This is a genomic window from Streptomyces sp. NBC_01190, from assembly GCF_045039895.1.
In the GTDB taxonomy this organism is placed as follows: domain Bacteria; phylum Actinomycetota; class Actinomycetes; order Streptomycetales; family Streptomycetaceae; genus Actinacidiphila.
In genome coordinates this window covers 3,695,090-3,709,488 of the sequence record NZ_CP108580.1, presented here as the reverse complement: position 1 = coordinate 3,709,488, position 14,399 = coordinate 3,695,090, and the positions used below count along the sequence as shown (strand labels likewise).

Sequence of the window (14,399 nt, the reverse complement as noted above, 5' to 3'; positions counted from 1 at the left end):
GTCGCCACGGGATTGAGGCGATCGGACGGATAGGGGGAGCCACGTCGACGAGGTGTCGAGGTGCTCAGGTCAGCTGCAGCGACCGGGTCGAGTTGCCCATCACCATGCGGTCGATGGCGCTGATCGCGCTGGCGGGGTCGTCGGCGCCGCCGACGGTGCACAGCAGCGGGACGAAGTGGTCGGCCGTCGGATGGGCGACGGCGGCGCCGGGCGCCTTGCGGCGGTAGTCGGTGAGGGCGTCGGCGTCGCCCCGGGCGAGGGCGTCGACGGCCCATGCGTCGAAGGCGGTGGTGTCGGAGGCGAGCTCGGGTCGGTGGAAGACGGCGAAGCTGTGGGTCATGAAGCCCGAGCCGAGGATGAGGATGCCTTCGTCGCGCAGGGGCCGCAGCCGTGCCCCGAGGGCGAGCAGGGCGGCGGGTTCGAGGCTGGGCATGGACAGCTGTACGACCGGGACGTCGGCCGCGGGGTACATGGCCATGAGCGGGATGAAGGCGCCGTGGTCGAGGCCGCGGCCGGCGAACTGGTGCACCGGCGTCGGGCCCAGCAGGCCGGTGAGGCGCCGGGCCAGGTCGGTGGCGTCCGGGGACGCGTAGGGAAGGGTCTTGTAGCGGGGGTGGAAGCCGCTGAAGTCGTAGTACAGCGGGGTGCCGGCCGCCGCTCCGGAGATTGCGACCGGTGCCTGTTCCCAGTGGGCCGAGACGACGACGATGGCCCGCGGTTTGGGCAACGACCGGCCCCAGTCGAAGAGGGCGTCGAGCCACTGCGGATCGTCGAGGGTGAACGGGGCGCCGTGACTGACGAAGAGGCTGGGTAGGGGCCCGTCCGAGGGTTCCCATATCCGCTGGTCGCGCGCCTGTCGCAGCACCCGGGCGAGGAGGTCGTCGTACGCCGCGGCTGGCCCGCGTGATGTAAAAGGTGAGGTCAGATTGGTCGCTGGAGTCACAGAGATCAGCTCCTTTACTTGCCTAGGCACATGAAGAAACTTGCCTGGGCAAGTGGAAGGTACCGCGCATTGAGTTGCCTGGGCAAGTGAGAAGCTACCCCGCAATGAGTTTCCTGAGCAAGTGACGCGAGTTGCCGGGGCAAGTATGATGGGACTCATGGACACGCGGTCACCCTGGCTTGACGACGAACAGCAGGACCTGTGGCAGGCGCTGCTGACGGTCGTCATCGCCCTCCCCGCGACCCTCGACCGCCAGTTGCAGCGAGACGCGGGCATCTCCAACTTCGAGTACGGCGTGCTGGCCCGGCTGTCCATGGCCGACGAGGCCACGATGCGGCTCAGCGACCTGGCCCGGGTCTGCGACAGCACCCAGCCCCGCCTGTCAAAGGTCATGGACCGCTTCGAAATCCGCGACTGGGTCACCCGCCGACCCGACCCCGGCGACGGCCGGTACACCCTCGCCACCCTGACCGACGCCGGCCGGCAGAAGCTCGTCGAGAGCGCGCCGGAACACGTGGCACAGGTCAAACGGCTCGTGTTCGACCCGCTCAGCGCCGCTCAGCGCCGCCACCTCACGGCCGCCCTCACCCGCATCGCCGCCACCCTGCGCCAGGAACTCGCAAACGGATGAGCACCGCCTCGGACGCGATCCTGTGCCGCTCCGTCGCTGTCCGTCTCTCGCGGCGTTGCCGGTCCAAGTCGGCCCCGGTCGCCGTCGCTGATCTTCCACTCGGACCGCGGGAGCCCTGGCGATCAACAACCGGCCCCGCAAGATCCTCGGTTGGCGGACACCAGCCGAGGTCTTCGAGGAGCAGCTACGCTCGCTTAAACAGCCAGGTGTTGCAACGACCGGTTGAACTCGCCCAGTACACCAGCCGGCATTTCGCCTCCCTGGCAGACCGGTTCGGGATCCGTCTGTCGGTCGGCCGCACCGGCCGGTGCTGGGACAACGCACTCGCCGAATCGTTCTTCGCCACCATCAAACGGGAACTGCTCGACACGACGACCTGGCCCAGCCGGGCCGCCGCCCGCACCGCGATCTTCGACTTCATCGAGGGCTGGTACAACTTGCACCGACTACAGCAGCCTCGGCTACCTCAGTCTCGCCGACTACGAGACCGCACTCGCAGCCTGACCACCACACCAATGGTGTCCGTCAAAGCGGAACAAGCTCACGGCGGCCCACTGGTAGCTTCACCCTCCCAGGAAGCCGGCGCAGCGGTCCCGAAACCCGAAGCTGATGACGGCCATCGAGCGGGCGGCTGTCTCCGCCGCGATGGGCTGCCCGCCGTGGGAACTCGGGCCGTGCACCGAGTGAGGCCGGCTGTTGCGGGACGCCACCATGTTCTGTGATGCGTGCCGCGCCGGCCGGTGGCTCCGACATCGCGTCGGCGGGGAACTGAGACCACGCACGTCGAAGGGCCCCACCGGTCGCGGTGGGGCCCTTCGACGTCGTGCCCGGTGTGGCACAGGCGGAGGATACGAGATGCGAACTCGTGAGGGGTTGCCCCCAACACGCTTTCCAACTGCGCACATCTGCATACGGGTTGGGTCGTAAGCGTCCTGACCTGCGGCGTATCAGCCTGCGAGCCGAGGCCCGGACGCCTCCGAACGCAGATGAACGAGACCAGTACTGAGACCAGGGAGTCTGTGTCAGACCCTCCTGATGACGGTCGTTTCCCGCTCGGTTCCGCCACCTCGATCGAGTTATGAGAAGGGCAGCGCAGTCTGCTGTGGCGGTGGTGGTAGTTGCATGACCCGAAGCACGTCATTGCAGGCGAAGATTCGTCCGTAGTTACCCTCGGACCGTTGCTGGAGAATCCCCAGATCGGCGAGTTTAGCCACTGCCTGATTGGCAGCCTGGTAGGTAACCCCGTAACGCTCGGAGGCATCCCTCACCGTGAGCATCGGGTAACCGATCAAGTCTTCCGCGATCTCCAGTGATACCCCCTTTGTTCGAAGTGCCCGCAGCTGGTCCATGAACTTTTGCTTGATTTCGATCAAGCCGCTGACCTGGCGAATCGCTTCGTGTGCCTGTGCCTCGACCGCCTGGCAGAAGAACGAAACCCAAGGGTTGAAGTCGCCGGTGACACTGACATTGAGCAGGTGGTCCTGGTAGGCGCGGCGACGCACTTCGAGCCAAGGGGACAAGTTGAGGATAGGAAGCTGCAACTCACCAGCTGCCATCAGCTGGAGTATGACCACGAGTCGCCCGAGACGTCCGTTGCCGTCGTTGAAGGGATGAAGAGTCTCAAACTGGTAGTGGCCGAGGGCCATCTTCACGAGTGTGTGAACGTCATGGGGGCGGTTGACCCATCCCTCCCACATCAGCAGACCATCGCGGAGTCGGTGATCAGGCGGCGCCGGGACGAAGCGCGCGTCCTCGACGTTGGCACTGTTCAGCCCGATGAACACCTGGGTCGTCCTTACGCGGCCAGCGTCGCGGGTCTCGCTTGGGGTTCCCCGAACGAGGATTCCCTGGAGGTGCTGTAGCAGTGCCAAAGTGATCGGGCGTTCGTGAATCCAGGCGATAGCTTCCTCGGCCGCATGGACGTAGTTCAGCACCTCGGCAACGGAGGCAGACAGTTGGGCCTGGTCCTTGAAGTCGGCTTCGAGGACGTCGGTGAAGGCGGCGTAGGTGCCTTCCAAGGCGGAGGTGCTCACCGCTTCGCGCCGGATGGCAGGCCGGACGAGGAGCCGTGGGTTCGGTAGTTGACGAGCCGCTTGGTCGGCTCTTGCGACTGCGGCGGCTGCCGTCGCGACTGCTAGGTGAGTTGCTCCAGCAAGCTCGACGATGTCCGGCAGGTTGTCAGGTACGTAGGCGGTGGCACGGTAGTCACGGCCGGCGCGAGGGTCATGGCCCCCGATGGGCACCAGGGTGCCGATCGGGGAGCCTCTCAGGAGTTGTGCGTCCACAATTAAAGGATACTTCCTCATCCTTTAATTGTGGTGGTGGGTTTTCAAGGTTGCGTCTCGCGCTTCGGGGGGCGACGGAAACTCTCTGACCTGCAACTTTGGTCGCACGGAGTCGGCGGTTCGACGCTCGGCCGACTTGAAGTCCCGAGGGCTAAGTTCAAGGATGGACATCGTCACGCATTGTCAAAGAAATATTGTGTCCCATCACTCACCGTAGTTGTCCTCCTGGTGTGCCACCACGGTACGTGTTGATCAGAACACTTGGCTCTGAGCGTGGAAGCACAGAGACACCGAACCTACGTTGCTGACGCTGACCCGCGAGAACGTCGGCTGCCCCGCACTGCGTCACGGGTCGTCGGTGCCCTTGATCGACCGTAGCTCACCGCTCTATCGGGCACGGTCGTCAGATAAGCCGCCAGCGCCAGCACCACGGTTCGACGTCGCCTGGTGGGTGCTCCAACTGGCCTGCAGCTCGTCGGAGACTGAGACGATTTCCGTCCATCCGCACTTGGTCACCTGGCATGAGGAACAGCGGTCGGTTAAGTCGGAAGATCCAGTCCGGGTCGAACCGCACCTCGTTGAGCAACAGCATCTTTGGCGCCGTGGCAGGCTCGCCGATGACCCACATGGCTCCATTATGACTGCCGCATGCCCTGAGAGCTCCTCATTACAACGGAAATAGCCGAGCGCGGCCAGAACCTCTTTGGCTCGCCGGGGTGATCTTCAAAGACTTCATGATCTCGGATTCCTGAACGAGGTGTAACGAAACCGGGCTACTGCAAGCAGCGTGTCCGTAGGAACGAGGAGGCGGCCAACACGAAGTCGCTCGCTGGCCGCCGTGTTGTTGGCCTCCCCAACGAACGCGGTCGCCTGCTGCAACTCCACAAGGGGAGCCGGCGCGCGACCGTCAGCACGCTGGGCGCTGTCTCGTAGTCAGTTCTGCCGTCGCCGTTCCTCGGTTGGCTTCCATGGCCTGGCTGTAGCGCAGGCTGCCCCAGTGCTCGGCGAGTCCTCGCCCCGCGTCCTGGCGGGCGGAAGCGGCTCCAAGGCTGATGGCATGGATGACCTGCCAGGTGTGAGTGTCAGTGATCGCGGAGCTGTCCGGACGGCTCGGTAGTCGGTGCGTCGGCGCAACGGACCCCGCCTGTCCTCTATCCGCTTCTCGTCCTCCTCCGCCGATGTCGTCTGGCATGGGCCGGAGGACGGTAGGACGGGGAGGGGGAGCGCAAACAAGTACGCACGAGGAGGCGCAGACCGGGATTCGGCCAGACCCGGCGGCCCTGCCGGCGACGATCCGGTGAGCACCGCTATTCGCCGCGCAGCCACTTTTCAAGAGCGCCGAAGTCCGCGGCGCTGAGGCCGTGACGGTGGTCGACGCGGTGCAGGAAGGTTCGGGAGGGGTGGTGAACCTCGGCCCAGGTGCGGTCGGCGTCGGTGATTTCGTCGTCGAGCCAGGCGAAGGGGCGCCCGGCAGCCCAGTCGAGAAGAGCACGGGTCTTCCAGTGCAGGCCGTACGGTTCGGGCTTCTCGGACGGCTCCGGCCAGGTGACCACGGGGAGTTGCGGCAGACCCAGGAGCGGCGCGAGGCACTCGTTGGCCTCGGACTCCCACGTGGTGGCCCACACCAGATCACACGGAAGAGCCAACAGCCGCGGCCCGAGGGTGGGATCGACCCTCGCCAGCAATGGATTCCCGCCAGCCTCCTGCGGCGAATACGTCGGATAACCGTCCGGGCACTGCTCCCGCGTCGCCCCGAAAGGGATCAGCGGTCCGTCCACGTCGAGGAAGAGGATGGGTTGCGGCGGGGAAACGATCACATCTGCACCGTACGGTCAACAAGGCCATCCCGGAAACGGACCGACGCCGCCCGCCCGGACATGGCCGCGCCGCTGGCGCAACCCCGAACGTTGATGGCCCCCACCGCGAACGGTAAGGGCCATCAACGTCGTGCCCGGTGAGGCACTGGCGGAGGATACGAGATTCGAACTCGTGAGGGGTTGCCCCCAACACGCTTTCCAACTGTTCGTCCGGGAGTTCAGGCGGGTCCGCCACAGTCCTGACCTGTGCTGATGTGCGTCTCTGACGGGTGACGGACGTCGCTGAACGGGGATGAACGCAACCCGAACTGCAACCCCTCCGTCCGGGCCCCAGCGATACCGGGTGGGTGGAGGGGCTCAGCGGCGGGCCGAGGGTCTCAAGCACATCACTCTCAGCCCCAGCCGGATCGGCAACATCGTCCGCGCCGCACTCGTCCTCAACGCAATCTTGAAATGATCTTCGTTGCGAAAACCTCAGTCAGTACTGCAAGGCATGCCCACTATTGATGGGGCACCTCCGACTCATACCTTCGTGTCGACTGGGAGGTGCCCCACGACGCCGCATTATCGCTGCCGGAGCCTACGGTAGCTGACGCGTCTTTTGGCGCTTCGGTCGTTTCTCAACCGGTACCAAGCCTCGACGAATTCTCATCAGATGCTCGTCTTTTGTGTTCTCGCGGACTGCGAGACGACTTAGGATTCGATGCTGGGTTTCTGGAGTCCAGAACACTTCCAGACGCTTCCGAGCGCGTGTGATCGCAGTGTAGAAGATACTGTGGGAGATACTCTCTTCGTTGGCATCCGTGATGACAACCTTCACCGAATCGTACTCGACACCCTGCGCCTTGTGGATCGATACAGCATAAGCGATTTGAAACGGCACGATGGTTGTGACGGAGTCGTCATCATCGTCACTATTCCCGCGCTCGAATACATCAAACTGGACAGTCGAGCCTTCCACCCATCGTAGACCTGCGAAGAGCGCGTCGTCTTCATCGACATCCCGTTCGAGATGTACATCAAAAGTGATACGGCCGGGCACACGGTCGATCTTGGTGATCCTTCCCTTTAGGTTATTGAAAATGACAGGGCTGAATCGATCAGACTCGTTGAAAAGAACGGGATCCCCGACCTTGTAGGTAGACTCGCTCCAGGTGACAGCTGGACGAGGGTTGCTCGCTTGCAGGAACCGATTGACATTGTTGATACCATACAGGCCATCATAATTAAGGCAGAGCACGATCTCGTCGTCGCTTCTATGTTGAAATAGCGATTCCCCTAGAACCGTTGCGTAACCATTCTTGGAGAGCGACTCCTCGATGTGGTCGTCCAGGTTCCGCACCCTGTCCCATAGCGTGAGAAGGTTCTGATCCGTAGTCCTGAAGGGCTGAGTGAGTTCAAATACGGACTCGTTCGGGATATATGACCGGATAATACTGAACCAGTTGCCAAACTCAATCGACTCGATCTGATACACGTCACCAACAAGCACAAGCAGATCGAAGGATGTATTCTCAAGCACATTGAGCAGGCTGGCGTTGCTAACGGTACTGCACTCGTCGATGACCAGTACGTCGTACGTGGCTCCGAACGACGCACTGTTGCGCATGTGTTTGCTGATCGTGCTGAATTCGGTGTTCGGCGCCTGTACTCGCCTCTTCAAGTTGTCGACGGCCGGATTGGTGTGCGCCAAGAAAAGCTTCCGCGCGCCCTCGAAGTAGTTTGCAATGTGATTCACCATCGTCGATTTTCCCGTACCGGCCGCGCCGTACACGAGGGCGACATTCGAGTGCTCGAACAACCTGGTCAAGGCTATAGCCTTTAGCGGATCATCGATAACGCCGGGATTCGCATCAATCCACTTCTGCACGTCGCTGCTGTGGTGCGGCACGCCACTAGCAGAGATACTCTGGAGCTTGTTTATGATCGAGACCGTGTCGTCCTCGTAACCTACAATGAACACATGCCCATTTGCTTGGGCCAGCTTCCTCGGCGCGTGTCGTTCAGTAGGTGGAAGCATACTGTTGTGGCGAGCGATCAGCTCGTTGAGGTCACCGAGGTCGTCCAGCTCAGCTGCCGGCGTATAGATCATGCCGCGCTGCTCGACATTGCTCCTGACGCGTCTGGCCAGCAGCTCATGAGGCCGAGTCCTCGCGTCCAGACTCTCTGCAAGGTCCCCAAAGCGCGGGTTATGTCCACGTGGTGATGTGCAGAACGGCATCGTGTCGAAGGGCCTACAACCCCAAGATACGCGCAGCCCGGAGAGCTTAGAGCACTGGTCGAAATCGAACTGTGCCTTGATGATGCGGTTATTCATCCGCAGCATGAGGTAGCGCAACAGACGAGAACCTGGCCGGTTGCTGCGGATGAGTGAGCGCGCGCGGTCTAGAACTGGGAAGATGACCGCATCTCGTTGAGCGCCGTCTAGTGCCCAGGAGCGGAGCGAGCTGTAAGCCGCATCTGTCATATCCATGAGATCAAGCAGACTTGATCGTGTTGATGTGAGGTACCGCATCAGTTTGCGGTACTCGGTATGTGACCTACTGACCTTTCCGTGCGAGGCGTCGAAGAGGCGTGCGAAGTTGTCGAACTCGCACGGTCGGATTGACACCTCCCATGAGCGGATCAGCGTGATAGGCATTTTCTTGCCGAGAACCCCAATTGTGTCGCTTGCCAGCTCCAAACTGGCCGCGTATTTGTCGGTGACGTCGATGTCGGTAAACCCAATTATGCGATCGAACTTGCTCGTCCGGTTGTGGGCGAGGTGAAATGTAACCTCATAATAGATCCGGCCGGCGACGAAGAACGGCCACGAGCTGTGAATATAGTATCGCTCGCTACGTGGATTTGAAGACTGCCTTGCTTTTCCCTGCTCGATACAGGAAGCGATCTTCTCGTAGTACTCCCGCAATGAGGGGTCGAGGTCGATCGGAAACTGCTCGATGTTGGTCAGGATTGCTATTCCGAGCTGAGCCTGCGCGAGGTCGCGGGTGCGGATTAGGTACTCGTAGTACTTCAGCATCAAGCGCTCGGATGGGTCGCGATCCAGCGTATAGTGCGAGACGCTGGCCTGAAGTAGGCCATGGAATCTACTCAAGAGCCTGAACTTAGCGAGCGCCTTAACGGCATCCAGGGCTGACCCTACCTGGTTGTAGTGAAACTCAGCCGAGCGATCATTAAGGTGCGCCCAGACGGCGAGACCCTCGACAAGATTCCGAAGTTGCCCCAGTACGTTTTGCGAGAGGAATCCTCGGTCGCCTATCTGGTTGGCAAGGTTCTGGCAGATCACGTTGTCGGTGCTCTTGACTTGTTGTTCTACTGTTGCCATCGCTCCCGCTCTACTTCCTCGAACGAATGCACTCACCTTCAATATCGGGGCATGAAGTTCCAGTCACCTGGCCCGAGCGCTACTGAGGTACATTCGCACGGGCGTTCGTTCCGCTGTGGAACATCGAGCGCCGCCCCGACATCATCAGACGACCATAGAACCACTCAAGAGCTCTCGAAACGCCTTCTTTTCTACAACTGCCCTGCTTGACCCCACCGGCTCCGGACCGGCTCGGTGCGCGCCCAGGGCAGCTGTCGGGCACTGAACCTGCACGGACGCCGCACGATGCCCCGCAGCGCTATCGCGAGTTGGCTAAAGCGGTGCCCTCAGGGCTTCGATGCTTCCAACGGTCGGGCCAGCGCTGCCATGGCGGTAACTACTACGTCGGCACCCGCTTCACTCAGGGCACGTTCCTTACCGGGCTTGTTGGCAAAGCCGATGGAGCGCTCGCCGGCTGCCTTGGCTGCCTGTACGTCTGTCACAGAGTCCCCGATGAGCGTGCAGTAGCGCGGGGGTGTCTCCAGTTCGCTGGACGCCAGTAGGAGCGAGTGCGGGTCGGGCTTCATCGCGTCCGGCCGGTACGGGGCTCGGCCGACGACCGTGTCCACTAGGTGACGAAGCCCGTGGAGCATCAGGAACGCTCGGACGCACGCCGTCGAGTTGTTGCTGACGATGCGACCTTCCGCCCGGAAGTGCGGGCTGCTTCGAGCGCAGCTACGGCACCCTCAACGGGCAGGCCCGCCAGTCGGACGGCCGACACTTCGACCTTCGTCAACTCGTCCTCGATCGCCCGGAGACCACACTCTCCACCCTGTGGGGCGAGACGAAGGATCTCCATCGGGTCGTCAGTACCGCGCGCCTTACTTCCCAAGGCTCCGTTACGGCTCACCAGGCCCACCGCACCGCCCGAACCGCGCTGGGGGAGGCGGTCCGGTGCGGCTACGCGGCGAGGAACGCTGGCGCACTGGCGAAGCCGCCGTGGATGGAGGAGGACGAAACAGAGGTAGAACCGTACTCCGTGGAAGAGGTGCAGCGCCTGTTGCTCGAAGCCGGCAAGCGCCGGAACAGCGCGCGTTGGATGCTCACCTTGGCGCTCGGACTGCGGCAGGGCGAAACGCTCGGCTTGCGCTGGTCTGACGTCGACCTCGACAACGAGTACCTGAAGCTGCGCCGGAACCGCCTGCGCCCCAAGTACGAGCAAGGTGCCCGGAAGCCCCACTGTGCGGCCGGAAGGCGGGCTACTGCCTCGGCAGGGTGCAGGTCCGGCGCGAGACGAAGAACACCAAGTCCCGAGCGGGCCGACGCGCGGTGCCCCTGCCCGGCCCTCTGGTCGCCGTGCTCCGTGCACACCGCGACACGCAAGAACGCGAGCGCATGGCCGCCGGCAACCTGTGGGCTGAATCGGACTACGTGTTCACCAAGCCGCTCGGTGGCCCGCTGAGCCCGAACACGGACTGTCACGACTGGAAGCAGCTGCTGGAGGACGCGTGGGTTCGGGACGGTCGGCTGCACGACGCCCGGCACACGGCCGCCACCGTGCTCATGCTGCTCGGTGTCCCGGCCCGCGTCATCGATCAGATCATGGGGTGGGAACCGGGCACGTCCGCGACGTATGCGGGCCCGGTACCTCCACGTGCCGGACGCCATGCTCAAGGACGTCGCCCGGAACATCGCCGAAGCCATCTGGGGAGCCCCGGAGACCCCCGCTGTTGACAAAAACCAGGACAACGGGAGCTGAGGACAACGTCGAAGGGCCCCATCGCGAGCGGTGGGGCCCTTCGACGTATTTCCCGGTGAGAGCAATGGCGGAGGATACGAGATTCGAACTCGTGAGGGGTTGCCCGCAACACGCTTTCCAACTGTTCGTCTGGGGATTCGGGTGGGTTCGCCAGCGTCCTGACCTGCGGCTGAACCAGCCCATCGGAGTGCGTAGAGCGGGCCTGACGGAGCTGAACGCAACCCGAACTGCAGCCCTCAGGCCGCCAGATACGGTGTGGCGACCTTCCGGTGTGGCGCTCGGGAAACTCGACACTCCACGATCGCCAAGAGCCGTGCCTGCGCTTCTGTACGCCGATCCATCACCATCACCAACAGGGGCCAAGGTCGGCTCGGTCGGGGCCAACTAGGACAACAATGGAGCCCTGCCCACGACCTCGCGGCCGCGGAGGACGAGTAGTCCTGCCAGCGAGGAGCGGAAGCTAAGGAGACCCGCATGACCGACTGGCATCCTCTCCCATTTGGATCGTCACTCAATGGCACACCGTCGACTCCTGCGCCCGCGCCGGTGATCGGAAAACTCGAGCTGCTTCCTTTCAATGCCCTGTCATGGGAGGACTTTGAACGTCTTCAGTGGCGGGTGATGCGTGACGTGGAGGGCTTGCGTCATGCTCAGTTGTATGGAGATCGCGGGCAAGCACAGTTCGGTCTCGACATCGTTGCCCTAGCGTCAGATGGCAGCGGAACCGCACTCCAAAGTAAGAAATATAAACGAGTCGGTGCGGCAGAGATTAAGGCGGCTGTTAAGAAATTTTGCAATACGACACGCCCCTTCTCGGTTGATCGTCTCATCATCGGAATGGCTTGCACCGTCCGCAGCACCGGAGCGGTCGAAGAGCTCGCGGTCCAGCGTAAAGCGCTCCAGCCCATCGGTTTGGAGTTGTGGGATGCTCAGGAGTTGTCATACCTCCTTAGGGGGCGGCCGGAGATCGTTATCGAGTTTTTCGGAATGCCTACTGCTGAGGCATTCTGCCTCCCCTTCAAGGTAGACGTGACCGTCGTCCCTAATGCGGAGGTCGTGGCTGTTCGTGAAGCGATTTCTCGGACGCCTGAAGTCGTTACCGGGGCACAGAAGTTCTTCGATGATGCAGCCGCAACCCCCGACGCTTCGAAAGCGCTCTCACTCATCGAGGTGGGACAAGTGAAATTACGTGACGCGGGATTCGGGCCGCATGCCGCGCAACACGATAGGGATCGCATTCGACTGCTTGCGAGCGTAGGCCGAGTTGACGAAGCTGCGCGCCATGTACTGGATGACTTCTGGGCCGCTCTTGATCAAGGATTGTCGGCGACTGCACAGATCACGCGATCTCGGCTCGACGAGCTATCCAGGTCTGCGGCGGAGAACGAGCAGGTTAAGCTCTATCGACGCGTCAGCAAGATTGCTATCGATCTCTACGTGAATCCTACCGCGTACGTTCCAGATATCGAGATCCTCCGGTTCGGAGATCTCTTCGACCGGATTCGACTCGTGCTACTCGCTGGTGAGACAGCTTTGTCCAATGATGACCGGGAATGGCTAGCGAAAGCTATTCCGGTTTTTGCTGATCTCTCAAATGCATCTGGGATTGACCGGGCGTTGCGCACGCGGTTGAGACTGCTTCATGCGGAGGCCACCGCAGACTGGTCAGACTTGCTTACCGACGCCAGAAAGCTAAATCTCGGACATGACCTATTGGGCCTAGTGACAGCACGTTACGCGCGCCACTGCGCCCTACACCAGAAGTTCGAAGAAGCCGATCTCGCATGGGACGAAGCCTCCGGCTCTGCATCGCTGGCACGACAATGGGGCGAAGCATCCACTTGGATCTTCAGCCGCCGAGCTTTCCGCGCCCGATGGAACCCTTTCACCAGCGATGATCTACTTCCTCTGCAGACGGCGATCCGCGGGATGGGGACTTCTTCGCCTTTGGTGCCGACAGCCAACGGCGCCTACGAGGATTCGCTGGCGGCGTTGAGTGATCAGAAACTCCGGTCCGCAGCGATTTCGGCCCAGCGTGCACTGCGTGACGCCGTGACGGTCAGTGACTGGGTTGGAGAAGAGCGGGCCCGGCGGATTCTTGCCTCGATTCTCATTGAGTCCAATGAGCCCGCGCTGGCGGCTCGGCACCTAATCCGAGCGGGCGCGGCCAAAGCTATCGAGGCTCTTGGCAAGTCGCTTCCGCGCGATTTCATCGACATTCTTGACGAGCTGGACGCGCCCAATTATTGGGCAGTCGGAACAGGCTACCGCCTGCTCGCAACACAGGCAGACCTTGTACCAGATGACCTCATCGATGCTGTGTCAGAGCGCCTCGTCAATGAACTAGCAGCGGCAGAGACGGGATCCAGTCCAGATCTACGGGCATTCACCGCGTCTAGATACAATAATGCAGTAAAGGCGTTGGCTGGAATCGCCGACCGTCTCGATGCGACTCGCGCGGACAACGTGCTAAGCCATTTTGAGAGGCAGCCTCCCGTAGAGGAGAACCACTACCGATATCACGACGAGGACGAAGCCGTCGTTGTTGCCAAGGTTGCGCTCAACTACCTTCCGCTCGCAGCTCGCGCCATCACGCATTTGGTAGCGCTGCTCGGACGTTCTCAAGCGGCGCACAACAGCATCACGCTCGAAGCAATTGAAAAAAACCAACCGCTGGCCCATGATGCCCTCACTGCCCTTGCGGAAACAGGTAATCAATGGGCAAGCCAGATGCTGTCATGTGAGGATCCAGCGGATCTCGACGTCAGCAACATCTCCGAGGCTCTGGCAAGACTTACAACGCCGCTCAAACACGCAAATGGAGTTTATTCCACTGGTACTAATGCGATCGGCGACTCGCTTCTGATCTGCCATCTCTCGCCAGATGTCATTGATCTGGCCGTCGTCGAACTCCTATCGCGGGCCGATGATCCTCACATCGGCTCGAGCGACAGGGGCGACTACCTGATCGCTGCCGCCAACCTTGGTCCTCATCTCGACAAGTCTAAGCAGCATGAATACTTTGAGGCCGCAATACGGCTAGCCACTTCTCCCACGCCCTCAGACCACGACAGACTCGATGCGCAGTTTACTCACAAGCTCGGGGGATTTCGCATCGACGGAAGGCCACGTGACAGTCGCGGTCAAGCAGCCGTACTTGCGGCCACGTTCGCGACAGATGCGGATCAACGTAACCAGGTGAGACGGCTCGTGTACACGTTGCTGGGCGAGGAATCTGATTATTGGCCGGCCCGGGCTCTCCAGTGGATCGGCGACACAGTAAAGGATGATCTCGCCTTTCTCGCCAGCCAAGGATGGGCAATCCGTTGCCTCGCGGCAATCTTGTGGGCCGATTACGGAGAGCCAGTGCACCTGGGTCGCCGCCTGGCTGCTGATCCTGACGTGCGCGTTCGCCGCGCTCTTGCTTCCTCATTGAACCGGAAGATCGACGCATCCTATCAGTCTGTGCGTGAACAGCTGGCTGTAGATCCAGCTTACAGTGTAAGGGAAATTCTCGGCGCTTCTCCGATTGAGTCACCCACCGGCAATATTCCCGTACAGGGCGCTGAATAGAATGAGAGTCAAGGCTAGGGCCCCATTCTGTTCAGCGCTCTGAAGAACCTATTGATCAGAAGCCGCTGGGTTCCTTTTCGAGAG

Annotated in this window: 8 protein-coding genes and 1 pseudogene; 4 read left to right on the top strand and 5 right to left on the bottom strand. The window is 61.7% G+C overall.

All coding sequences use genetic code 11. The features are described 5' to 3' along the window. Window positions 1-64: 64 nt before the first annotated feature. On the bottom strand, window positions 65-943 hold the full coding sequence (locus OG519_RS15315) for a DODA-type extradiol aromatic ring-opening family dioxygenase (protein ID WP_405583563.1): 879 nt from the start codon (window positions 941-943) through the stop codon (window positions 65-67). Between the two features lie 157 nt (window positions 944-1,100). Between OG519_RS15315 and OG519_RS15310 the strand changes: the two genes are divergently transcribed. Continuing rightward, window positions 1,101-1,574, top strand: a complete 474-nt coding sequence (locus tag OG519_RS15310; RefSeq protein ID WP_405583561.1) for a MarR family winged helix-turn-helix transcriptional regulator — start codon at window positions 1,101-1,103, stop codon at window positions 1,572-1,574. A 206-nt stretch (window positions 1,575-1,780) separates the two neighbouring features. Next, on the top strand, window positions 1,781-2,296 hold the full coding sequence (locus OG519_RS15305) for an integrase core domain-containing protein (RefSeq protein ID WP_405583559.1): 516 nt from the start codon (window positions 1,781-1,783) through the stop codon (window positions 2,294-2,296). 354 nt (window positions 2,297-2,650) lie between these two features. On the opposite strand, the gene OG519_RS15300 is transcribed toward OG519_RS15305, so the two are convergent. The 4 genes from OG519_RS15300 to OG519_RS15285 form a co-directional block, all read right to left on the bottom strand. After that, on the bottom strand, window positions 2,651-3,859 hold the full coding sequence (locus OG519_RS15300; protein WP_405583557.1) for a Fic family protein: 1,209 nt from the start codon (window positions 3,857-3,859) through the stop codon (window positions 2,651-2,653). A 1,307-nt stretch (window positions 3,860-5,166) separates the two neighbouring features. Beyond that, window positions 5,167-5,676: an HAD domain-containing protein gene (locus OG519_RS15295; RefSeq protein ID WP_405583555.1), complete on the bottom strand. Its 510-nt coding sequence runs from the start codon at window positions 5,674-5,676 to the stop codon at window positions 5,167-5,169. 580 nt (window positions 5,677-6,256) lie between these two features. Beyond that, window positions 6,257-9,004: an ATP-dependent RecD-like DNA helicase gene (locus OG519_RS15290; RefSeq protein ID WP_405583553.1), complete on the bottom strand. Its 2,748-nt coding sequence runs from the start codon at window positions 9,002-9,004 to the stop codon at window positions 6,257-6,259. 326 nt (window positions 9,005-9,330) lie between these two features. Next, window positions 9,331-9,636, bottom strand: coding sequence for an HAD family hydrolase (locus tag OG519_RS15285; protein WP_405583551.1), 306 nt, complete (start codon window positions 9,634-9,636; stop codon window positions 9,331-9,333). Between the two features lie 248 nt (window positions 9,637-9,884). On the opposite strand from OG519_RS15285, the pseudogene OG519_RS15280 reads away from it, so the two are divergent. Both OG519_RS15280 and OG519_RS15275 read left to right on the top strand, forming a co-directional pair. Continuing rightward, window positions 9,885-10,742, top strand: a pseudogene (locus tag OG519_RS15280) (tyrosine-type recombinase/integrase); the annotation flags it as partial. A gap of 474 nt (window positions 10,743-11,216) precedes the next feature. Further along, entirely contained in the window at window positions 11,217-14,315 is a 3,099-nt protein-coding gene (locus OG519_RS15275; protein WP_405583550.1) for a hypothetical protein, read from the top strand. Window positions 14,316-14,399: the final 84 nt, after the last annotated feature.

Excerpts from the sequence above, each read along its gene's own strand:
- OG519_RS15275 (WP_405583550.1), top strand. The coding sequence starts at position 11,217 with ATGACCGACTGGCATCCTCTCCCATTTGGATCGTCACTCAATGGCACA.
- OG519_RS15310 (WP_405583561.1), top strand. The coding sequence starts at position 1,101 with ATGGACACGCGGTCACCCTGGCTTGACGACGAACAGCAGGACCTGTGG.
- OG519_RS15285 (WP_405583551.1), bottom strand. The coding sequence starts at position 9,636 with ATGCTCCACGGGCTTCGTCACCTAGTGGACACGGTCGTCGGCCGAGCC.
- OG519_RS15290 (WP_405583553.1), bottom strand. The coding sequence starts at position 9,004 with ATGGCAACAGTAGAACAACAAGTCAAGAGCACCGACAACGTGATCTGC.